The sequence below is a fragment of the Streptomyces adustus genome, from assembly GCF_009377175.1.
GTDB classification, from domain to species: Bacteria; Actinomycetota; Actinomycetes; order Streptomycetales; family Streptomycetaceae; genus Streptomyces; species Streptomyces adustus.
The window spans coordinates 1-20498 of record NZ_VJZD01000177.1 but is presented as its reverse complement, the minus strand read 5'-3'; the positions used below and the strand labels follow the sequence as shown (position 1 = coordinate 20498).

The following is a 20498-nucleotide window of genomic DNA, read 5'->3' as shown; positions in this document are numbered from 1 at the left end:
CCCTTCCCCCGGTCCCTCCTCCCCGCGTTCCGCCGCGGGCCCGGCGCAGGCCGCCCTCGGGGTCGTCGCCTTCTCCCTCACCTTCCCGGCCACCGTCTGGGGCCTGGAGGGCTTCGGGCCCTGGGCCCTGGTCTCCGCGCGCAGCGTGCTCGCGGCGCTGATCGCGGGCGGCGCGCTGCTCGCGCTGCGCGTGCCGCTGCCCGCCCGCCGGCACTGGGCGGGGCTCGTGGTCGTCGCCGCCGGGGTCGTCCTCGGCTTCCCGCTGCTCACCACGCTCGCCCTGCGCACCTCGACCACCGCGCACGCCGCCGTCGTGGTCGGCCTGCTCCCGCTGACGACAGCCCTGCTGTCCGCCCTGCGCGTCGGCGCCCGGCCCTCGCGCACCTTCTGGGCGGCGGCGCTGGCGGGCGCCGCCGCCGTGGTCGCCTTCACCGTGCAGCAGAGCGGAGGCGCCCTGACCGTCGCCGACCTCTATCTCTTCGGGGCGCTGCTGGTGTGCGCGGCCGGGTACACCGAGGGCGGCCGGCTGGCCCGTGAACTGCCGGGCTGGCAGGTCATCGGCTGGGCGCTGGTGCTGTGCCTGCCGCTGACCGTGCCGGTGGCCGCCGTGGCCCTGGTCCACCAGCCGCCGCACCTCGGCGTGCACAGCGTGGCCGGACTGCTGTGGGTCGCGGCGGGCTCGCAGTTCCTGGGGCTGGTCGTCTGGTACCGCGGGATGGCCGCCATCGGCATCCCGAAGGCCAGCCAGTTGCAGTTGGCGCAGCCGCTGCTCACACTGGTGTGGTCGGTGCTGCTGCTCGGCGAGCACATCACTCCGGCCGCCCCGCTGACGGCCGCCGCCGTGCTCGTCTGCATCGCCGTCACCCAGCGGGCGCGCGGCTGAGCGCGCACTGGTGAGGAGGCCCATAGATGCGCGCAACCAAAGGCGACCGGCTTGTCCAGCACGGCAGGGTGGTCGGCCAACACGACCAGGTATCGGAAGTCGTCGAGGTGATGGGCACGGAGGGCAACCCGCCCTACCGCGTCCGCTTCCCCGACGGACACGAAGCAGTGATGTCCCCGGGCCCCGACTGCGAGGTCCGGCACCCCGACAAGGAGCGGTGAGTCAGCGCGGGGGCCTTGCCGGCTGCCGGTAGTGGTCGGCGACCACCCGCGCCATCGCACCGATCGGGTCCGCCGCCACCTCCCGGGCGGCGAAGAAGACATGGCCGCGCACCTGCGGGAGCTCCGTGGCGAGCGCCAGGTGGCGGGAGAGTTCGGCCGGGTCCTGCCAGGCCGCCGGCTGCGCCGGGTCACCGGCCTTGTACAGCGCCTCGCCGGCGTACAGGTCCGTCCCCGTGCCCCGGGCGACCTCCGCCCACCAGGGCAGCAGCTTCGCGTAGTCGGCGGCGGGCAGGCCGATGTTCCAGTAGAGCTGCGGGACCAGGTAGTCGATCCAGTGCTCGCGCACCCATCTGCGGGTGTCCGCGTGCAGGTCGTCGTACGTCTGCACACCCGCCCTGGTGTCGGAGCCCAGCGGGTCGGTGGCGGCGTTGCGCCACACCCCGAAGGGGCTGATGCCGAACCGGGTGCCGGGCCGGGTCCGCCGGATCCCGTCCGCGGTGCCTCGCACCAGCCGGTCGACGTTGTCGCGGCGCCAGGCGGCCCGGTTGGGGAAGCCGCCGCCGTGGGCGTCGTAGGCGGCGTCGTCGTCGAAGGACTGGCCCGCCATGGGGCGGGGGTAGAAGTAGTCGTCGAAGTGCACCCCGTCGACCGGGTAGCGGGCGACCGCGTCGAGCATCGCGTCCTGGACGAAGGCGCGCACCTGGGGCAGACCCGGGTTGTAGTAGAGCATCCCGCCGTACGCCACCACCCAGTCCGGGTGTCGCCGGGCCGGATGGGAGGCGACGAGCTTCGCCGGGTCGGTGTCGAAGGCGATGCGGTACGGGTTGAACCAGGCGTGCAGCGCCAGCCCCCGGGCGTGCGCCTCCGCGACGGCCGTGCCCAGCGGGTCCCAGCCGGGATCGCGGCCCTGGGTGCCGGTCAGACACCGCGACCAGGGCTCGTACGGGGAGGGCCACAGCGCGTCCGCCGTCGGCCGCACCTGGAAGATCACCGTGTTCAGGCGGTTGCGCACCGCCGTGTCCAGGTGGGCGATCAGTTCCGCGCGCTGCGCGGCCGCCGTCAGCCCGGGGCGGGAGGGCCAGTCGCGGTTGCCCACCGTCGCCAGCCACACGCCCCGCATGGCCCCGGCCGGGCCGCCCGCCGCGCCGGGTGCGGGCCGTCGGCCCGCATCCCCCGGACCGGCCGCCCGCTCGGGTTCTCGGGCCCCGGCCGGCTCCGTCCTGCTCGCGCCCGTCCCCGTGACGGCCGTCAGCGCCGTCAGGGCCGCCAGCGCGAACGTCCGCCGGGTCGGTCGCGGCACGTCGAACACCCCCTGCGCGATGGAACCGCGCGGTCACGGAACGTCTTGGCGGCAAGGATGCCGCACCCGGACGATCGATCATCGATACTTGGCGGTAACGTGCACGAACGGAGCAGGCACCGAACCCGGCAGACCTGCCGCCTTCGTGGATCAGCGCAGCGAAAGGGACGATGTGACCGACATCGAACGCGTCGGAGTGGTGGGCTGCGGCCAGATGGGAGCGGGCATCGCCGAGGTCTGCGCCCGCGCAGGTCTGGACGTCAAGGTCGCCGAGACCACCGGCGAAGCCCTGGAGTACGGCCGTACCCGGCTGTTCTCCTCCCTGACCAAGGCCGCCGAGCGCGGCAAGATCACCGAGGAGGAGCTGGCGGCGACCCAGGCCCGCCTGAGCTTCACCACCGACCTCGGCGAGTTCGCGGACCGCGATCTGGTGATCGAGGCCGTCGTCGAGAACGAGCAGGTCAAGACCGAGATCTTCCAGGTCCTGGACCAGGTCATGACCCGGCCGGACGCCATCCTGGCGTCCAACACCTCCTCCATCCCGCTGGTGAAGCTGGCCGTCGCCACCTCGCGGCCGGATCAGGTCATCGGCATCCACTTCTTCAACCCGGCCCCGGTGCAGCAGCTCGTCGAGCTGATCCCGGCGCTGACCACCTCCGAGGGCACGCTGAGCCGCGCGCAGCTGTTCGCCGAGAAGGTGCTCGGCAAGCACGCGATCCGCGCCCAGGACCGCTCCGGCTTCGTGGTCAACGCGCTGCTGGTGCCGTATCTGCTCTCCGCCATCCGGATGTTCGAGTCCGGTATCGCGGGCCGCGAGGACATCGACAACGGCATGGAGATGGGCTGCGCCCACCCGATGGGCCCGCTGCGGCTGTCCGACCTGATCGGCCTGGACACCATCGTGTCGATCGCGAACAGCATGTATGCCGAGTACAAGGAGCCGCTGTACGCCGCTCCCCCGCTGCTCCAGCGCATGGTCGACGCCGGCCGGCTGGGCCGCAAGACGGGCTCGGGCTTCTACACCTACGGCTGATGCGGCAGTCGGCCTCGCCGCCGACTACACCGAGCTACGCCACGCGGGCCCGGCACCTGGAAAGGTGCCGGGCCCGCGGCATTCACACACCGTGTGCGCGGCGGGCCCGCATATGCCACGCGCACACTCTCCCCACGCGTCGACCAGGCGAGTTGACTCTTCATGCACATGCAAGGGATGTGAGACGACTACGGAAAGGAGCGGACACATGACCGCCGATCCCGAGCATCCCGTCGCCAATGGAGAACTCGCAGAGTTACGACGCCGCCTCGATGTGGCGTACGCCCGCGTCGAGGGCGGGCTGGCCCTGCTCACCCACCGCACCGAAGAGACCGCCAAGGAACTCGACGAACTGAGCACCCGGCTCGGCTCGCTGGAGCACGCACGCTGGCCGCTGACCTCGATCGCGGCCGTCACGGCGGTCGGCGCACTGGCCGTGGCGGTCTGGCAGGCCCTCGGCCACTAGGGCCCGTCCGGGACGCCCCGGGGGATTCAGGGCACGGCGTCCTGCCCGAGCCTGAGATGGTGCAGCAGCAGTAACGCGGCCGCCATGTTGGCGGCCGGGACCTCACCGCGGGCGACCATGTCGGGGACGAGCTTGAGGGGTACCCATTCCCGGCGGTCCGACTCGAAGTCGTCCACGGGATGCCCGATGAACTCCCCTTCGTCGGCCCAGTAGATGTGGTGCCTGGCGTCGGTGAGCCCGTTGGACGGCTCCACGCTCATGAGGTGGTGCAGAGGCCCCGGCCGCCAGCCGGTCTCCTCCTCCAGTTCCCTGGCGGCCGCTTCGGCGATGCCCTCGCCGTCCTCGACGACACCCGCCGCGAGTTCCCACCCCCAACTGTCGGTGATGAAACGGTGGCGCCACAGGAGAAGTACCTCGTTGGCCTCGTTCACCACCGTGGCCACGGCGACGGGCCGCAGCCGTATGAGGAAGTGGTCGAGATGCCGGCCGTCCGGGAGCGCGACATCGGCGAGATTGACCCTGAACCAGCGGTTTTCATACACAGTTTGTTCGTTCTGTTTCGTCCACTGCACGGTTCTGCCACCTTCCGCTGAGTAAGTGGCAATATCGCAGCAGGAGCAGTCTGAGAGCAGGCGCACAACGAGCGCCTCCCTGCGCCCCCATGGACGCGGGCGCGGGCCCATGCCGGGCCGTACCTGCGGAAATATCGGGGTCTACAGCGGTACGCGCAGTGCCCCGTCGATGAGCTCGGCGGCCTCGGCGGTACCGGTCACACCGCTGCGCACCAGGTTTTCGCGCACCGCGCGCAGCCTGTCGCGCAGGCGCTGGGACTCCATTCCCCGGGCCTGCTCGGCCATCCGCACCGCGGTGGCCACCGCCTCGTCGGCGTTGCCCCGGCGCAGTTCGATCGTGCTGAGCATCGCGAGCCGGTGCACCCGGCCCCGGTCGTGCGCGGGGTTGTCCACGGCGGCCGCCGCGTGCTCCCGGGCGGCGGCCAGTTCACCGAGGCTGAGCAGCGCCTCCGCCACCTGGACGTTGACCAGGCCCGGCTGGACGTAGCCGGTCTCGTCGGGCTCGTGTCCGCGCCGGATGCGCTCGGCGGCCGCCTCGGCCCGCCGGATGCAGGACAGGGCGCCCGTACCGTCGCCCAGGTGGGCGTACGCCTTGGCCTGCATCGCGTACAGGTCCGAGGCGAGCGCGGGGGTGATGTGCCGTCCGGCGGTGCGCAGCGCGGCCTCGGCGAAGGCGACGGCCTGGCGGTACTCCCGCATGAACAGCGACTGGTTGACCAGCAGCGCGATGACATAGGCGCCAAGTCCGCGGTCCCCGCTGGCCTTTGCCAGCCGCAGGGCCTGGTGGAAGTAGCGCTGGGCCAGGCCGTGCGCGTCGGAGTCGTACGTGCAGATACCGGCGACCGCCACCAACCCACCGGTGGACCTGTGGAGTTGGCGACCGGTGGCGTCGGTGTAGCTGCCGCGCAGCAGCGGGGCCGCCTCGGCGTTGAGGAAGCCGACGATCCGGCTGCGGGTCGCGACGCCGCCGGCCTTGCGGTACATCTGCTCGTAGTGGGTGCGGGCGGCGCGCAGCATCTCGATGTCGGCCGAGGTGACCCGGTGCCGGCCGCCGCGCGAGACGTCGACGTCCTCGGGCGGGTTCTCCCACTCCCACACGGGCATCACGGCGGGCGTACCGGTGACGGCGGGGGCGCCCAGGACGTGAGGGCGCTGCTGTTCGTCGGAGCGCCACAGCGCGGTGGCCCGCTCCACGAAGCCGGAGAGGGTGCCGTGCGGGGCCGACGGCTCGCCCGGGACGCCGAGGCCGATGTCGTCGAGGGTGACCGGCCGGTGCAGCCGTCCGGCCAGCACCTCGCAGATCAGGTCGGGCACCTGGCCACGCGGCCGCTGCCCCTTCAACCAACGGGCCACGGCGGTGTGTTCGTACCTCAGCGCCAGTCCACGGCCCCGCCCCGCCTGGTTGACATGCGCGGCCAGCCCGGCATGCGAGATCCCCGCCTCGTCCAGGATCGCGTCGAGCAGAGTGTTGGGCTGCATGGGTGTCCCCCGGTGGATCCGTGCCGACAGAGTAGTGGGTACCGCTTCACACGGGGTGTGAACGGAGTGCGCGAAACCGTGTGGTGCGTGCGCTGTTGTGGAGGGTTCCGGCCCGGTTGACTGAGATGCCTCGCAAGAGGCCGGCCGGGCCGCCGGCTCCCCCTCGAAAAGTACGGTGGCCCGCTTCCGCGCCGTCCGCCCGGCTGCCTGCCCGACACTCCGTGGCGGGGCGGACGGCGGCGGAACGGCGCCCATGGGCTAGAGGCGGTTCGTCGGTTGGGGGTCGGTGGGCGCAGGCCCGGCCCGCGAGCCGTACGTGTCGCCGCCGCGCTGCCGGGCACAAGTGGGGCCGTGCAGACGTTCGTTGCGCAGCACGAGCAGGGCCACGTCGTCGGCCGGTCTGTGGCCGCTGTGCCGGCGCAGCGCGGTGAAGACGGAGCGCAGCACCGACTGCGGGGTGGCCGGGTGGTCGCGGACCGCCTCGGCGATCGCGGCGGGCAGGCAGAAGAACCGGCCGCGGTCGTCGCGGGCGTCCTGCGCCCCGTCCGTGTGCAGCACCAGCGACTCGCCCGGCAGCAACTCTCCAAGGCACTGCGCGGGAAGGCCGTCCGGCAGGGGGAACGGTCCGAGCGGCGGCAGGGGATCCGTGCGGGCCAGGGGTTCGACCCGGCCGCCCCTGACCAGATACGGCCACGGGTGGCCGCAGTTCAGGGCCCGCACCTCGCCGTCGCGGCCGATCTCCAGCAGCAGTACGGTGACGAACTCCTCGGCGACGGGGGTGTCCGGCGGTGCTCCGGCCGAGGGGTGCTCGGCGCGGGCCTGCGTGCGCAGGTGCCGGGCGAGCGCGCGGTCCAGGCGGCGCAGCACGCCGCCGAGTTCGGGCTCGTCGTGGACGGCCTCGCGGAAGCTGCCGAGGACGGCGGCGACGGTGCCGAGCGCCCCGATCCCGTGCCCACGGACGTCGCCCATCACCACGCGGACCCCGTGCTCGGTGGCGAGCGCCTCGTAGAGGTCTCCGCCGACCGAGGCGCCGCGGTCCGCGGAGAGCTGGGCGGCGGCGACACCGAGGCCGTCGAGCCGCGGCGGCAGTGGCCGCAGCAGCACGCTCTGCGCGGCGCCGGCGACCCGGCGGGCCTGCCTGAGCTCGCGCAGCAGGGTCCCGCGGACGTGGAGGACCAGCCCCGCGCCGACCGTGAGGAAGACCGCGCTGCTGACGACGCGTGCGCCCAGCCCGTTCTGCTGGGCGAGCGGACAGGCCAGCTTGTATGTGATCGCCACGGCGCCCCACATCGTGGGCAACCCCAGTGAGAGGGTCCTACGCAGCGGCAGCCTGATGCGGAACATGTCGATGGCCCCCCATCCAGGCCCTGACAGCGCAGACCGAACCGGCCCCGAAAGGCCGGTTTGATTCTGTCGACCGCACCCCCGCCCGACCCAGAACCCCGACAGATCTCACCCGATCGAGTGAGACACACAAAAAGCGCCCCAAAGGGACGCAAGGAACTGCCCGACCAACCACCGACAACCCGCAGCCGACAACCAACCAGCAGCCCAAAAGGGGCGCGGGGAACTGCGCGACCAGCCACCGACAACCCACAGCCGACAACCAACCCGCAGCCCAAAAAGGGGCGCGGGGAACTGCGCGACCGGCCACCGACAACCCGCAGTCGGCAGACAACGCACAGCTCCCCGCCGGAGCGCCTAGCTCCGCAGCGCCGCCCCCGTACGCTCAGCGGCCAGCGCCACCGCAGCGTCCCGAGCAGCCGACGCCTCGTCGACCGTCAGCGTCCGGTCGCCGGCGCGGAAGCGCAGCGCGTACGCGAGGGACTTGTGGCCCGCGCCGAGCTGCTCGTCGTTCTCGTAGACGTCGAACAGCCGGATGGCTTCCAGCAGTTCACCCGCGCCGTCACGCAGCGCGGCCTCGACGTCCGCGTGCGGGACCGACTTGTCGACGACCAGGGCGACATCCTGGGTGGCGACCGGGAAGGTGGAGATGCTGGGCGCCTGCGGGGTGTCGTCGCCGACCTCCTCCAGCGCGTCCAGGTTCAGCTCGGCCGCGCTGGTGCGGGCCGGCAGGCCGAAGGCCTTGACGACGCGCGGGTGCAGCTCGCCGGCGTGGCCGACGATCCGCTCCGTGCCGTCGGCGGTGACGACGGCCAGCTCGGCGCAGCGGCCCGGGTGCCACGGTCCGTACTTGCCGCCCCGCACGATCAGCTCGGCGCCGGCCTCACGGGCGACGGTCCGGGCGGCCTCGACCGCGTCGGCCCAGTCGGCCGGGCGGCCCTTGCCCCACCAGCCGGCCTGCTCGCGGGCGCCCGCGAGGACGACGGCGGCGTGGCGCGGCTGCTCGGGCAGCGCCGCGTCGAGGGTGGCGATCTCCTCCTCGCTGGGACGGCGGTCCACCGGCGGGGAGACGGCGATCCGCCGCTCCTCGCGCGGGTGGAAGACCAGTCCGGTCTCGAAGAGCGCCAGGTCGTGCGAGCCGCGGCCGTCGTTGCGGCGCAGCGCGCCGAGCAGGCCCGGCAGCAGCGACGTGCGCAGCGCGGGCTCCTCGTCGTTGAGCGGGTTGGTCAGCTTCACGACCCGGCGGGCCGGGTCGGCGGCGTCGAGGCCGAGCTGGTCGAAGACCTGCTCGCCGATGAACGGGTAGTTCGGCGCCTCGACGTAGCCCGCGCCGGCCAGCGCCCGGCCGACCCTGCGGTGCAGCCGCTGCCGGTGGGTCAGGCCGCGGCCCGAGGGGAGCTTGGGCAGCGTGGAGGGCAGGTTCTCGTAGCCCTCCAGCCGGATCACCTCTTCGGCCAGGTCGTTCGGCTCGGTGAGGTCGGGCCGCCACGACGGCACGGTGACGAGGAGCTCGTCCTGGCCGTAGACGTCGCAGCCGATCTCCTGGAGCCGGCGTACGACGGTCTCGCGGCCGTAGTCCACACCCGCGACCTTGTCCGGGTGGCCGGCCGGCAGGGCGATGGTGTGCGGCGCGGAGGCAGCGACGACCTCGGTGACGCCCGCCTCGGCCGTACCGCCGGCGAGCAGCACCAGCAGGTCCACCGTGCGCTGGGCGGCGGCCGCGGCGGCCTGCGGGTCGACACCGCGCTCGAAGCGCCTGGAGGCCTCCGAGGACATCTTGTGCCGGCGGGCCGTACGGGCGATCGCCACCGCGTCGAAGTGCGCGGCCTCGATGACGACCTCGGTGCTGGCGTTCTCGACGTCCGCGTGGTCGGCGATCTCGGTGTTGGCGCCGCCCATGACGCCCGCGAGACCGATCGGACCGCGCTCGTCGGTGATCACCAGATCCTCGGCGTGCAGGGTGCGCGTGACACCGTCGAGGGTGACGAGCTTCTCGCCCTCCTCGGCCAGGCGCACGCCGATGGTGCCCTGGACCAGGTTGCGGTCGTAGGCGTGCAGGGGCTGGCCGAGCTCCATCATCACGTAGTTCGTGACGTCGACGGCGAGCGAGATCGGGCGCATGCCGACCTTCTGGAGCCGGCGCCGCAGCCAGATCGGGGAGCGGGCCTCGGGGTCGAGACCGGTGACGGTGCGGGCCGTGAAGCGGTCGCAGCCGGCCGGGTCGGAGACCTGGACCGGGTAGCCGAAGGCGTTGGGGCCCGGGACGTCGAGCAGCGCCGGGTCGCGCAGCGGCAGCCCGTAGGCGATGGCCGTCTCGCGGGCGACGCCACGGATCGACAGGCAGTCGCCGCGGTTGGCGGTGACGGCGATGTCGAGGACCTCGTCGACCAGTTCCAGCAGCTCGATGGCGTCCTTACCGACCTCGGTCTCCGGCGGCAGCACGATGATGCCGTGGCTGCCGTCGTCGCCCATGCCCAGCTCGTCGCCGGAGCAGATCATGCCGTGGGAGGTCCTGCCGTACGTCTTGCGGGCGGCGATCGCGAAGTTGCCGGGCAGGACGGCGCCGGGCAGGACCACGACGACCTTGTCGCCGACGGCGAAGTTGCGGGCGCCGCAGACGATCTCCTGGGGCTCGCCGGTGCCGTTGGCGGTGCCGACGTCGACCGTGCAGAAGCGGATCGGCTTCTTGAAGCCCTCCAGCTCCTCGATGGTCAGCACCTGGCCCACCACCAGCGGGCCCTTGAGGTCGGCGCCGAGCTGCTCGACGGTCTCGACCTCCAGGCCGGCCGAGACCAGCTTCTCCTGGACGTCACGGCCGGTTTCGGTCGCCGGCAGGTCGACGTACTCCCGCAGCCAAGAAAGCGGGACCCGCATCAGATCTCCATCCCGAACGGCCGGGTGAACCGGACGTCACCCTCGACCATGTCTCGCATGTCTTCGACGTTGTGGCGGAACATCAGCATCCGTTCGATGCCGAACCCGAAGGCGAAGCCGCTGTACTTCTCCGGGTCGACGCCGCATGCGGTCAGCACCTTGGGGTTGACCATGCCGCAGCCGCCGAGCTCGATCCAGCCCTCGGAGGAGCAGGTGCGGCAGGGGCGGTCGGGGTTGCCGACGGACTCGCCGCGGCAGACGTAGCACACCATGTCCATCTCGGCGGACGGCTCGGTGAACGGGAAGAAGTTCGGCCGCAGCCGGGTCTTCATGCCCTCGCCGAACAGCGACTGGACCATGTGGTCCAGGGTGCCCTTGAGGTCGGCCATGGTCAGGCCCTCGTCCACGGCGAGCAGCTCGACCTGGTGGAAGACCGGGGTGTGGGTCGCGTCCAGCTCGTCGGTGCGGTACACCCGGCCGGGGCAGATCACGTACACCGGCAGCTCGCGCTCCAGCAGGGAGCGGATCTGCACGGGCGAGGTGTGGGTGCGCAGCACGACACCGGACTCGGTGCCGCCGTCGGGGCCCTGCACGAAGAACGTGTCGGCCTCGCCGCGGGCCGGGTGGTCCGGGCCGATGTTGAGGGCGTCGAAGTTGAACCACTCGGCCTCGGCCTGCGGGCCCTCGGCGACCTCGTAGCCCATGGCCACGAAGACGTCCTCGATGCGCTCCGAGAGCGTGGTCAGCGGGTGCCGGGCGCCGGCCGGTACCCGGTCGTGGGGCAGCGTGACGTCCACCGCCTCCTCGACCAGCACCCGGGCGTCGCGCTCGGCCTCGAGCTCGGTCTGGCGGGTGGCGAGGGCCTTGTTCACGGCGCCGCGGGCCTGGCCGACCAGCTTGCCCGCGGCCGCCTTGGCGTGCGGAGGCAGGGCGCCGATCTCACGGTTGGCCAGGGCCAGGGGCGAGGTGCCGCCGGTGTGGGCGACCTTGGCCTCCTGGAGCGCGTCGAGCGAGTCCGCGGCGGCGAAGGCGGCGAGCGCCTCGTCCCGCATGCGCTCGATCTCTTCCGGTTTCAACGCCTCGACCTCTACAGGGTCGTACGACTTATTCGGTGCCGACATCTCTTCCCGTGCTTCCGGTTGACTGGCTGGAGGTCCCCGTCACCGACTCGCTCGAAGAGCCGCCCCGGGACACAAAGGTGCCAAAGGCCGAGTCTAACGGGGTGAGGACGAACGGATGCGCCCGCGGGCTGCTCAGACCAGGTAGGCCGGCACGCTCACGGGCAACGTAAATCGGAACTCCGCGCCGCCGCCGGGCGCGCGGCCCACCGTGATGAGGCCGCCGTGGGCCTCGACGATGCCCTTGACGATGTACAGCCCCAGGCCCGTGCCGCCGCGCTTGCTGCCCCGCCAGAAGCGGGTGAAGACGCGGTTCATGGACTCCTCCGGGATGCCGGGGCCCTCGTCACTCACTGTGACGGACGTGCCGGTGTCCTCCCCTTCGCGGGGGGACGCCGAGGGCGTGACGTCAATCGTGACGGTTCCCTCGCCGTGCCGCACGGCATTTTCCAGCAGGTTGCTCAGCACCTGGTCGACCTTGTCGGGGTCGGCCCACAGCGCGGGCAGCGGCTGCTCGATCCGCAGCAGGAAGCGGTCGGCGGGCTGGCCTGCGGCGACGTACGCCTGGATGTGCCGGCCCACGGCCGCGCCCATGTCGACGGGCTGGCGGCGCACCTCCAGGCGGCCGGAGTCGATGCGCGAGATGTCCAGCAATTCGGCGATGAGCCGGGTGACGCGGTCGGCGTCGGCGTCGACGGTCTCCAGCATCAGCCGCTTCTGGTCGTCGGTGAACCGCTCCCACTTGGCCAGCAGGGTGGCGGTGAATCCCTTGACGGAGGTCAGCGGCGAGCGCAGTTCGTGGGCGACGGTCGCGATCAGTTCGGCGTGACTGCGTTCGGTGCGGCGGCGCGCCTCGGTGTCACGGAGGGTGACGACGAGGCGGTGGAGCGGGCCGGTGGGGCAGGTACGGACGTACCGCGCGGACACCAGCACCTCACGGCCGCCGGGCAGCAGCAGGTTGCGCTCGGGCTGGCGGACCCGGATGGCCAGTCCGCCGTAGGGGTCGGTCAGCTGCCACCAGCGCCGCCCCTCCAGGTCCTCCAGCGGCAGCGCCTTCTCCAGCCGCTGCCCCAGGGCGTCGGCGGCGGCGGTGGCGGTGATGCGGGCGGCGGCCGCGTTGAAGCACACGATGTGGCCGTGCTCGTCGGCGATCACCAGGCCGTCGGGCAGCTCGTCGGGGTCGATGCCGGACCCGGCGGTATCACCGCAGCGGGGCGCGGGGACGTGTCCCGCCGCGCTCGCTTCCGGTGCGCCGCTCGTGCCGACACTCATCCCGGTACCCCACCTCTCTGACGGCATGGGGGTCCCCCGTGCCGGCGCGCGGCCGAGAGCTCGGGGGACGGACCCCGGACCGGTCACCCTACTAGCTCTCGGTGACGGAGCGGCACCCTCCGGAGGCGCGCTGTGCACGGGCCGACGCATAGAGACATACGGCGGCGGCGGTGGCGAGGTTCAGGCTCTCGGCCTTTCCGTGGATCGGGACGCGCACGACGGCGTCGGCCAGCGCGCGGGTCTCCTCCGGGAGCCCCCAGGCCTCGTTGCCGAAGACCCAGGCGGTGGGGCCGCCCATGGTGCCCTGGTCGAGTTCGTCGTCGAGGTCGTCGCTGCCGGCTCCGTCGGCGGCGAGGATGCGTACGCCCGCGGCCTTGAGTCCGGCCACGGCCCGCTCGACGGGTACGCCGACGGCGACCGGGAGGTGGAAGAGCGAGCCGACGGAGGCCCGCACGGCCTTGGGGTTGTACAGGTCGACGGAGGCGTCGGTCAGCACGACCGCCTCGGCCCCGGCGGCGTCGGCGCAGCGCAGCACCGTGCCGGCGTTGCCGGGGTCGCGGACGTTGGCGAGGACGGCGACGAGCCGGGGGCGGGCGGCGAGGATCTCCTCGAAGGGGGTGTCGAGGAACCGGCAGACCCCGACGAGTCCCTGCGGGGTGACGGTGGTCGAGATGTCCTCGATGACCTGCTCGTCGGCGAGGTGGACCCGGGCGCCGGCGGCGCGGGCCTGCCCGACGATGTCGGCGTAGCGCTCGGCGGCCTCGACGGTGGCGAACAGCTCGACGAGCGTGGACCCCGCGTCGCCGCGGTGGCCGGCGGCCTCGCGCACGGCCTGCGGCCCCTCCGCGAGGAACAGCCGCTCCTTGCCCCGGAAGTTCCGCCTGGCGAGCCGCCGCGCGGCCGCGACGCGGGGGGAACGGGGGGAGATCAGCTCGGGGGCGACGGGAGGCATGGGGTTCACCTTCGGAAGTCCAGGGGTTCTTGTTCGCTCCGCCGGGGTCCGGGCCACCGTGCAGACAGAGTCGGACCCGCAGGCTGGTTCAGCCTGCGGGTCCGATCACGTCACATCCGGCGAGCCGGAGCGGCGTCACGCAGCCTTCGGCGCGTTCACGTCCGCCGGCAGAGCCTTCTGGGCCACCTCGACGAGCGCGGCGAACGCGCCGGCGTCGTTGACGGCCAGCTCGGCCAGGATCTTGCGGTCGACCTCGACGTTCGCGGCCTTCAGACCCTGGATGAGGCGGTTGTACGTCATGCCGTTCTGGCGGGCCGCAGCGTTGATGCGCTGGATCCACAGCTGGCGGAAGTCACCCTTGCGCTTCTTGCGGTCGTTGTAGTTGTAGACCAGCGAGTGGGTGACCTGCTCCTTGGCCTTGCGGTACAGGCGCGAACGCTGACCGCGGTAGCCGGAGGCCGCCTCGAGGATCGCCCGGCGCTTCTTGTGGGCGTTGACTGCCCGCTTGACGCGTGCCACTTGTTTAACTCCTTGTAGCGGGGCCGTGGTTGTCTTCACACGGCCCGGAATCGATGGGGTCCCGGTCCAGACGTACGGCGCTCAGCGGCGCCCGTACGTCACTTGCCGAGAAGCTTCTTGATCTTCGCGGCGTCGCCGGGAGCCATCTCGGCGGTGCCGGTGAGGCGGCGGGTCACGCGGGACGACTTGTGCTCGAGCAGGTGGCGCTTGCCGGCGCGCTCACGGAGCACCTTGCCGGAGCCGGTGATCTTGAAGCGCTTGCTGGCACCGCTGTGCGACTTGTTCTTCGGCATAGCGCCGTTATCTCCTCGTCGGTGGCGCTCCTGTGCCCGGTCGTCAAACCGGGCACGGTGGAGCGTCGTCTCTTGTATCGGTTACATCCTGGGACTCGCGTCCCGGGAAGGTCACGCCTCGGCGTGCTCCTCGGCGGGCGCCTCGACCTCGGCCGCGGCCTCGGTGTCGACCTGGGCGTCGGCCTCGGAGTCGGCGTCGGCGTCCGCGGGGTTCTGCGAGCGGCCGGGGTTGGCCTTCGCTTCCGCCTTGCGGGCTTCCTGCGCCTGCCGGGCCTCGGCCATCGCCTCGGTCTTCTTCTTGTGCGGACCGAGAACCATGATCATGTTTCGGCCGTCCTGCTTCGGGTTCGACTCGACGAAACCGAGGTCCTGGACGTCCTCCGCGAGACGCTGAAGCAGTCGGTAGCCCAGCTCGGGGCGGGACTGCTCGCGACCACGGAACATGATCGTGATCTTGACCTTGTCGCCCTGCTTGAGGAACCGGACGACGTGACCCTTTTTGGTGTCATAGTCGTGCGGGTCGATCTTCGGCCGGAGCTTCATTTCCTTGATGACCGTGTGCGCCTGGTTCTTGCGCGCCTCACGGGCCTTCATGGCCGACTCGTACTTGAACTTCCCGTAGTCCATGAGCTTGCAGACCGGCGGACGCGCGCTCGCCGCCACCTCAACCAGGTCGAGGTCGTACTCCTGCGCAAGCTCCAGCGCCTTGGCAAGCGGAACAATCCCGACCTGCTCGCCGCTGGGACCGACAAGTCGCACTTCGGGAACGCGAATCCGGTCGTTGATGCGGGGCTCGGTGCTGATGGATCCTCCTCGGTAGCACCACACGGCGGTCTGGCGGACAGCCGCGTAACGTCTTTGTTCGTTAGACCTAACCGCACCGAGACACGAAAAATGCCCCGGACGATCACAGGCGGGGCTCCTCGAACTACCGGAGCACCGCCGCGGTGAACGCGGGGCGCACTATCGGGCGGACCGCCGTCACTAGGGAACGGCGCCGCCTGACCGGTGACCCGCCGCCCCGGAGGGCGGTCGGGTGGGAGTTCGAAGCCTCCACTTGTAGGTCGGATCCGTGTGCCGTGGGCATACGTCTCCGACCGGTCGTTACACAAGGTTAGCAGCATCGGTCCGGAACGGCTAATTGAGGCCAAGTGGGGCCCGTTCCCGTCCGGGACCTATCGTGTGGGGCATGAGTGAGACCTCCCCCTCGGACACCCCCGAGACCCCCGGCACGAACGACTTCGACGCCATGACCCGCGACATCGCCGAGGTCCCCGCGGTCGAGGTGATCGTGACGGTCGCCGTCAACCTGATGAGCGCCGCCGCCGTGAAGCTCGGCCTGACCGACGAGGGCGACAAGTACAAGGACCTGGACGAGGCCCGCAAGCTGGTGCACGCCCTCGCCGGTCTGCTGGACGCGAGCACCACCGAGATCAGCTCGTTCCACGCGGCCCCGCTGCGCGACGGGCTGAAGTCGCTCCAGCTCGCCTTCCGCGAGGCGTCGATCGTCCCGGACGAGCCCGGCCAGGGCCCCGGCGAGAAGTACACGGGACCGGTCTACGGCTAGTCCCTGAACTCCGGAAGCGAATCCACGGCCGGTCCGTCCGGCCGGTGCGCGGCCGGGGCCCGGTGGCCTCAGTCGCGTACGTACAGGGGCTCGCCCGGTGGCGTCGTCCCGGCCGGCAGCACTGCCAGGTCGAGGCCGCGCACCAGGCGGGCCCTCAGTGTCTCGTCGGCGGCCAGCCGCCCGGCGAGCGCGCGGGCGGCATCGGCCGGGGCGGCGTCCGGGTCCAGGACGAGGGCGAGGGTGCCGTCGGCCTGCCCGGGGCCGAGGTGGGCACGCAGCACGGCGGGCTCGGCGGCCACCGCGGCGCGTACCGCCTCGACGACGGCCGGATCGGCGAGCGGCTCAGTCGTCGTACGGCCCTCGGCGAGCGCCCGCAGCGCCGCCCCTGTCAGCTCGTAGGGCACCGGCCCGGCCAGATCCAGCACGACGGTGTCGGCCTTCTCGTGCGCCGCGGCCTTCAGTGCCTGGTGCAGGGGTACGGCCACGGGACGCGCCTGGGGGTCCCAGCGGGCCAGCGAGTCGGTGGACGTGAAGGCCGGCAGGGCGGTGCGCGAGCCCGCCTTCAGCGTCGGAACGGCCATGTCGCTGGTCTTCTCGCGGCGCAGCCCGTTCTCGTCCTCCTCGACCTCGCCGAGCACGGCGACGACGGGGACGAGCAGCCGGGCGCCCCTGAGCGCCTCCAGGACGGGGCCCACGGCGGTGCGGTCCGCGTCCCAGGCGGCCAGCGCGGCGCTGAGCCGGGGATCGGCGGAGCCGTCGTCGTCGGAGAAGCCGGGGTCGGGAATGTTCTTGTTCGCCACGGTCACCGACCCTATAGGTGGGATGCTGCGGCGCTTGTGCGGCCCCTGAAACAGGGCGGACACCGAACTCACAGCTTTCTCAGATTTCCCTGACGAAGCTCTAACTTCGGTCTAACGGCCCGCACAGTCGGCCCGTCCAGCATCTCGGGCATGGAGTCCTCCAGAGCCCGCCAAGGCCGCCGCGCCCGCCCCTCGCGCCGCCGCCCACTGCTCCACGTCGCCCTCGCCTCGATCGTGATCGTCGGCGGCACGGCCGTGGGCACGGTGTACGTCAAGGCCCAGGCGCACTCGGAGACGGACGCCGTATCGTCGTCGCCGTCGCCGTCGGCCACCTCCTCTCCGTCGGCCGACGGGGAGGCATCGGTGGAACCCGTGACGGAGCCCACGGTGGACCGCGCGCAGCTGCTGGCCGACGCGCTGGCGTCGGTGAGCGTGCCGAAGCGCGCGCGGGTGTCGGCTGCGGTCCTGGACCTGGAGTCCGGCGAGAGCGCCGCGTACGGGGACGCCGCCTTCGACACGGCGAGCATCGTCAAGGTCGACATCCTGGCGACGCTGCTGCTCCAGGCCCAGGACTCCGGCCGGCATCTCACCGCCGCGGAGAAGACGTACGCCACCGCGATGATCGAGAACAGCGACAACGCCTCCGCGTCGGCACTGTGGAAGATCATCGGCGAGGCGGAGGGGCTCGACGCCGCGAACAAGCGGTTCGGGCTCACGGACACCACGGGCGGCGACGGCATGCTGTGGGGACTGACCCGCACGACGGCCGCGGACCAGCTGACGCTGCTCCAGCAGGTCTTCGGGGACGACGCGAAGCTGAGCGCTGCCTCACAGACGTATGTCCAGGGGCTGATGCGGCAGATCGAAGCCGACCAGCACTGGGGTGTCTCGGCCGCCGCCGACCGTTCCGCCTGGGCGCTGAAGAACGGCTGGCTGGCGCGCAGCACCACCGGGCTGTGGGACATCAACAGCATCGGGCGGGTGACGGTCGACGGCCACGACTACCTGGTGACCGTCCTGTCCGACGGCAACGCGACGCAGGCCGAGGGCATCTCGCTGGTCGAGGCGGCGGCACGGGCGGCGGTCGCGGGGTTCACCGGAAGCGACGGCGGGTCGTCCTCGGCGTCCGCCTCGGCATCGCCGTCGTCCGCCTCGGACTGAGCCGGGCGGCGGTCCGGGCCTGGGCCCTGTCGTCAAATTCCCGTCTGCCCGGCGCTACTTTCGAAACACGCCCTAGAACTCGTCCTGGGGACGGTAGGTGCGGCGGCGACCGCGCCACATGACGACCGCGACGACCAGCAGCACACCGCCGACGCTGCCCGCCAGCGGGCCCGCCCAGCTCGCCATGCCGTCGTCCGCCGCGGCGGTGTCGGGCCCGGCGCCGAAGTACTTCCGGCCGTACGCGGCGGCCTTCAGGCCCTCCGGATCGAGGCGGCCCGCGGCCTTGAGGGCGGCGGCCGGGTCGATGAAACCGAAGCCGCGGGAGTCGTCGCGGCCGCCGCTGGGGGCGTTGCGGGCCGTGTCCTCCAGGAGCTTCTTGATCTGGGCCGGGCTCAGACCGGGGTGGGCCGCCTTGACGAGGGCCACCGCGCCGGAGACGAAGGCGGAGGCCGCGCTGGTGCCCCAGCCCTCGTAGTAGCGGTGGTCCGGGGCCGCGATGACGACGTCGACACCGGGCGCGCTGACGGTGGCGTACCAGCGGCGGGTGGAGAAGGAGGCGCGGGTGCCGTAGCGGTCGACGGCGGTCGCGGCGATCACGCCCGGGTAGGCGGCCGGGTAGGAGATGTGGTCGCCCTTCTCGCCGCCGTTGCCCGCCGAGGCGACGACGACGGCGCCCTTCTTCAAGGCGTACTGGATGGCCTCGTCCTCGCCGGGCTCCGGGTGCGCGGAGGAGGAGTCGTCGCCGAGCGAGAGGTTGATGACGTCGGCGCCGTGGTCGGCGGCCCAGCGGATGCCCTCGGCGAGGGCGTTGCCCCGGGTGGTGCGGGCCTTGGCGCGGGAGGGGTCGTCGTCCTCCAGGATCACCCGGACGGGGAGGATCTTGGCCTCGGGGGCGATGCCCATGACGCCGGCGTCGTTCCCGGCGCCGTGTCCGTGACCGGCGATGATCCCGGCCATCGCGGTGCCGTGCCGGGCCCAGGAGTCGTCACCGGGCTTCGCGCCGAATCCGACCAGGTCGGTGCCGGCCAGGACGTTGCCGTCGAGGTCGGGATGGTCGTCCTCGACGCCGGTGTCGAGGACGGCGACGGTGATGCCCTTGCCCTTGGTGGTCCGCCAGGCCTGCTGGGTGTGCATGGCGTCCAGGGCCCACTGCTGGGCGCGGATGCCGTCGGCGTGCGCGGGGACGGCCGGCGCGAGGGCGAGGGAGGCGGCGAGGAGCGAGCCGACGAGCCCGGCGCGGTAGGTCGTACGGGTCGTACGGCTGCTCATGACGGTTCCTCCGTGGCCGCGTCGGCGGTCTTGCGGAACGCGCGTTCGATGCGGTCTGACAGGCCCTGGGCCTCGTTGCCGAGACCGGCCTGCGCGGGGTCCGTGGTGGCGCCGGACTGCGTGGCGTCGGCCGCGGGCTGCGGGGTGTCGACGGTGCGGCCGTCGGCCCAGCCGGAGACGGCGAAGACGACGACGGGGGTGTCCGTCAGCACCGAGACGGTCCACGAGGCACGCTGCTTGTCGCCGAAGGCGGCGGCGAGGGTGTCCTTCGCCGCGTAGGGGCGGGGCATGAGGTCGGCACGGCGGTCGAGCCCCTCCTTGCGGAACCGGGCGTCCAGGGCGCTCATGGCCGCGGCGTCCGCCTTGGTGAAGAGCAGGCCGACGGTGGTGACGTAGCTGCGGGTCGCGTCCGTGTAGGTGGCGCGCAGCAGGCGGCGGCAGCCGGCCGGGGCGAGGACCTTGTGCAGCAGCGGGTCGAACGCGTTCTGGCAGCCGCTGTCCGGGGCGACCGCGATCCGCGTCCAGGTCCGGTCGGCGCCGCCGGGGCCCGCTCCGGTGCCCTGCACGGTGGGCGGGAACAGCTGGTCCACGGGAATGCTGTGCCACAGCTCGGCGGCCGCCGCGAAGGTGTCGGGGGCGCCGTCGTCCCCGGACCCGCCGGTCAGCCAACTGCCCGTCGCCGCACCGCCGATGAGTCCGAATCCGAGCACCACGCAAACGGCCGCGACGGTGGTACGGGACCGCAGGCGCGCCGCGAGGGGCACCGGCCGCGCCTGCTCGTCGTACCCCTCCGGCTCCCCGAACGTCACGACGGGACGGTCCGCGGGCGGGGTCATCGCGGTCCAGGAGAGCGCCGGGTCCGGGGTCACGGGCGCGGGGGCCGCGGGCTGCGGAGGTATGCCTGCGGGACCGGTCGGCGCGGGCTGCGTCGGCATGGCGAAGGCCGCGGGCGGAGTCAGGGGCGTCCAGGCCTCGGGTTCGGCTTCGCCCAGCCGCCCCCCGTCCGGTCCGGACCGCCCCGGCGCGACGGCACCGAAGCCGACGGCGGCCTCCGCGGCACCGACCCGCGTCGGGGGCACAACACCGGAGCCCCCGGAGGCGGGCCCGCCGAAGGCGTCGGCGGACGACACGCGAGGCCGGTCCTGCGGAGACGACGAAACCGTAGTCGGCGGGACACCCGGCCGGACATCCGGCCGCGGCGGCACCGACCCGGAAACAGGCCCACCGAAAGCATCGACGGACGGAACACGAGGCCGGTCCTGCGGAGACGACGAAACCGTAGTCGGCGGGACACCCGGCCGGACATCCGGCCGCGGCGGCACCGACCCGGAAACAGGCCCACCGAAAGCATCGACGGACGGAACACGAGGCCGGT

At 72.4% G+C, this 20498-nt stretch carries 20 protein-coding genes; 6 read left to right on the top strand and 14 right to left on the bottom strand.

What is annotated here, in order from left to right; translation table 11 throughout:
- Both FNH09_RS32415 and FNH09_RS32410 read left to right on the top strand, forming a co-directional pair.
- The coding region (locus tag FNH09_RS32415; protein ID WP_152893465.1) for a DMT family transporter at positions 1-883 on the top strand (883 nt) is incomplete at its 5' end.
- Positions 884-909: 26 nt separating this feature from the next.
- A complete protein-coding gene (locus tag FNH09_RS32410; RefSeq protein ID WP_152893464.1) occupies positions 910-1104 on the top strand; it encodes a DUF1918 domain-containing protein in 195 nt (64 codons plus the stop codon).
- A 1-nt stretch (position 1105) separates the two neighbouring features.
- Here FNH09_RS32410 and FNH09_RS32405 read toward each other — a convergent pair whose 3' ends face one another.
- Complete coding sequence (locus FNH09_RS32405; protein ID WP_420802795.1) at positions 1106-2404, bottom strand: glycoside hydrolase family 10-like protein; 1299 nt, start codon at positions 2402-2404, stop codon at positions 1106-1108.
- A gap of 172 nt (positions 2405-2576) precedes the next feature.
- Between FNH09_RS32405 and FNH09_RS32400 the strand changes: the two genes are divergently transcribed.
- Both FNH09_RS32400 and FNH09_RS32395 read left to right on the top strand, forming a co-directional pair.
- The gene (locus FNH09_RS32400) at positions 2577-3437 is read left to right on the top strand and encodes a 3-hydroxybutyryl-CoA dehydrogenase (protein ID WP_162469413.1); all 861 of its coding nucleotides are present in this window, start codon (positions 2577-2579) and stop codon (positions 3435-3437) included.
- Between the two features lie 208 nt (positions 3438-3645).
- Complete coding sequence (locus FNH09_RS32395) at positions 3646-3903, top strand: hypothetical protein (RefSeq protein WP_152893463.1); 258 nt, start codon at positions 3646-3648, stop codon at positions 3901-3903.
- Between the two features lie 26 nt (positions 3904-3929).
- Here the strand turns inward: FNH09_RS32395 and FNH09_RS32390 are convergent, their stop codons facing one another.
- The 10 genes from FNH09_RS32390 to infC form a co-directional block, all read right to left on the bottom strand.
- Complete coding sequence (locus FNH09_RS32390; RefSeq protein WP_162469412.1) at positions 3930-4475, bottom strand: NUDIX domain-containing protein; 546 nt, start codon at positions 4473-4475, stop codon at positions 3930-3932.
- Positions 4476-4616: 141 nt separating this feature from the next.
- Positions 4617-5954, bottom strand: coding sequence for an NsdA family TPR-like regulatory protein (locus tag FNH09_RS32385; RefSeq protein WP_152893462.1), 1338 nt, complete (start codon positions 5952-5954; stop codon positions 4617-4619).
- A gap of 258 nt (positions 5955-6212) precedes the next feature.
- Positions 6213-7298, bottom strand: coding sequence for a PP2C family protein-serine/threonine phosphatase (locus FNH09_RS32380; RefSeq protein ID WP_152893461.1), 1086 nt, complete (start codon positions 7296-7298; stop codon positions 6213-6215).
- A gap of 357 nt (positions 7299-7655) precedes the next feature.
- Positions 7656-10172 carry a phenylalanine--tRNA ligase subunit beta gene (gene pheT, locus FNH09_RS32375; protein ID WP_152893460.1) on the bottom strand — a complete coding sequence of 839 codons (2517 nt, stop codon included), beginning with the start codon at positions 10170-10172 and terminating at the stop codon, positions 7656-7658.
- Positions 10172-11293 carry a phenylalanine--tRNA ligase subunit alpha gene (gene pheS / locus FNH09_RS32370; protein WP_152893459.1) on the bottom strand — a complete coding sequence of 374 codons (1122 nt, stop codon included), beginning with the start codon at positions 11291-11293 and terminating at the stop codon, positions 10172-10174. Before pheS ends, pheT begins: the two co-directional genes overlap by 1 nt.
- 132 nt (positions 11294-11425) lie before the next feature.
- A complete protein-coding gene (locus FNH09_RS32365) occupies positions 11426-12562 on the bottom strand; it encodes a sensor histidine kinase (RefSeq protein WP_152893458.1) in 1137 nt (378 codons plus the stop codon).
- Between the two features lie 91 nt (positions 12563-12653).
- On the bottom strand, positions 12654-13514 hold the full coding sequence (locus tag FNH09_RS32360; RefSeq protein ID WP_152893457.1) for a TrmH family RNA methyltransferase: 861 nt from the start codon (positions 13512-13514) through the stop codon (positions 12654-12656).
- A gap of 135 nt (positions 13515-13649) precedes the next feature.
- Complete coding sequence (gene rplT, locus FNH09_RS32355; protein ID WP_162469411.1) at positions 13650-14033, bottom strand: 50S ribosomal protein L20; 384 nt, start codon at positions 14031-14033, stop codon at positions 13650-13652.
- A 98-nt stretch (positions 14034-14131) separates the two neighbouring features.
- Positions 14132-14326 carry a 50S ribosomal protein L35 gene (gene rpmI, locus FNH09_RS32350; protein ID WP_006374321.1) on the bottom strand — a complete coding sequence of 65 codons (195 nt, stop codon included), beginning with the start codon at positions 14324-14326 and terminating at the stop codon, positions 14132-14134.
- Between the two features lie 111 nt (positions 14327-14437).
- Positions 14438-15154 carry a translation initiation factor IF-3 gene (gene infC / locus FNH09_RS32345; RefSeq protein ID WP_162469410.1) on the bottom strand — a complete coding sequence of 239 codons (717 nt, stop codon included), beginning with the start codon at positions 15152-15154 and terminating at the stop codon, positions 14438-14440.
- A gap of 361 nt (positions 15155-15515) precedes the next feature.
- Between infC and FNH09_RS32335 the strand changes: the two genes are divergently transcribed.
- Positions 15516-15893: a DUF1844 domain-containing protein gene (locus FNH09_RS32335; protein ID WP_152893456.1), complete on the top strand. Its 378-nt coding sequence runs from the start codon at positions 15516-15518 to the stop codon at positions 15891-15893.
- A gap of 68 nt (positions 15894-15961) precedes the next feature.
- Here FNH09_RS32335 and FNH09_RS32330 read toward each other — a convergent pair whose 3' ends face one another.
- Positions 15962-16693, bottom strand: a complete 732-nt coding sequence (locus FNH09_RS32330; RefSeq protein ID WP_162469409.1) for an SseB family protein — start codon at positions 16691-16693, stop codon at positions 15962-15964.
- A gap of 150 nt (positions 16694-16843) precedes the next feature.
- On the opposite strand from FNH09_RS32330, the gene FNH09_RS32325 reads away from it, so the two are divergent.
- Complete coding sequence (locus FNH09_RS32325; RefSeq protein WP_152893455.1) at positions 16844-17854, top strand: serine hydrolase; 1011 nt, start codon at positions 16844-16846, stop codon at positions 17852-17854.
- A 72-nt stretch (positions 17855-17926) separates the two neighbouring features.
- Here FNH09_RS32325 and mycP read toward each other — a convergent pair whose 3' ends face one another.
- Together mycP and FNH09_RS32315 are read right to left on the bottom strand one after the other, a co-directional pair.
- Positions 17927-19123 carry a type VII secretion-associated serine protease mycosin gene (gene mycP, locus FNH09_RS32320; protein WP_152893454.1) on the bottom strand — a complete coding sequence of 399 codons (1197 nt, stop codon included), beginning with the start codon at positions 19121-19123 and terminating at the stop codon, positions 17927-17929.
- Positions 19120-20253: a hypothetical protein gene (locus FNH09_RS32315; protein WP_338017748.1), complete on the bottom strand. Its 1134-nt coding sequence runs from the start codon at positions 20251-20253 to the stop codon at positions 19120-19122. The genes mycP and FNH09_RS32315 overlap by 4 nt, the downstream gene beginning before the upstream one ends.
- Positions 20254-20498 lie beyond the last annotated feature (245 nt).

Excerpts from the sequence above, each read along its gene's own strand:
- pheS (WP_152893459.1), bottom strand. The coding sequence starts at position 11,293 with ATGTCGGCACCGAATAAGTCGTACGACCCTGTAGAGGTCGAGGCGTTG.
- FNH09_RS32335 (WP_152893456.1), top strand. The coding sequence starts at position 15,516 with ATGAGTGAGACCTCCCCCTCGGACACCCCCGAGACCCCCGGCACGAAC.
- FNH09_RS32410 (WP_152893464.1), top strand. The coding sequence starts at position 910 with ATGCGCGCAACCAAAGGCGACCGGCTTGTCCAGCACGGCAGGGTGGTC.
- pheT (WP_152893460.1), bottom strand. The coding sequence starts at position 10,172 with ATGCGGGTCCCGCTTTCTTGGCTGCGGGAGTACGTCGACCTGCCGGCG.
- rpmI (WP_006374321.1), bottom strand. The coding sequence starts at position 14,326 with ATGCCGAAGAACAAGTCGCACAGCGGTGCCAGCAAGCGCTTCAAGATC.
- FNH09_RS32395 (WP_152893463.1), top strand. The coding sequence starts at position 3,646 with ATGACCGCCGATCCCGAGCATCCCGTCGCCAATGGAGAACTCGCAGAG.
- FNH09_RS32360 (WP_152893457.1), bottom strand. The coding sequence starts at position 13,514 with ATGCCTCCCGTCGCCCCCGAGCTGATCTCCCCCCGTTCCCCCCGCGTC.
- FNH09_RS32325 (WP_152893455.1), top strand. The coding sequence starts at position 16,844 with ATGGAGTCCTCCAGAGCCCGCCAAGGCCGCCGCGCCCGCCCCTCGCGC.
- FNH09_RS32385 (WP_152893462.1), bottom strand. The coding sequence starts at position 5,954 with ATGCAGCCCAACACTCTGCTCGACGCGATCCTGGACGAGGCGGGGATC.
- mycP (WP_152893454.1), bottom strand. The coding sequence starts at position 19,123 with ATGAGCAGCCGTACGACCCGTACGACCTACCGCGCCGGGCTCGTCGGC.
- FNH09_RS32365 (WP_152893458.1), bottom strand. The coding sequence starts at position 12,562 with ATGAGTGTCGGCACGAGCGGCGCACCGGAAGCGAGCGCGGCGGGACAC.
- FNH09_RS32380 (WP_152893461.1), bottom strand. The coding sequence starts at position 7,298 with ATGTTCCGCATCAGGCTGCCGCTGCGTAGGACCCTCTCACTGGGGTTG.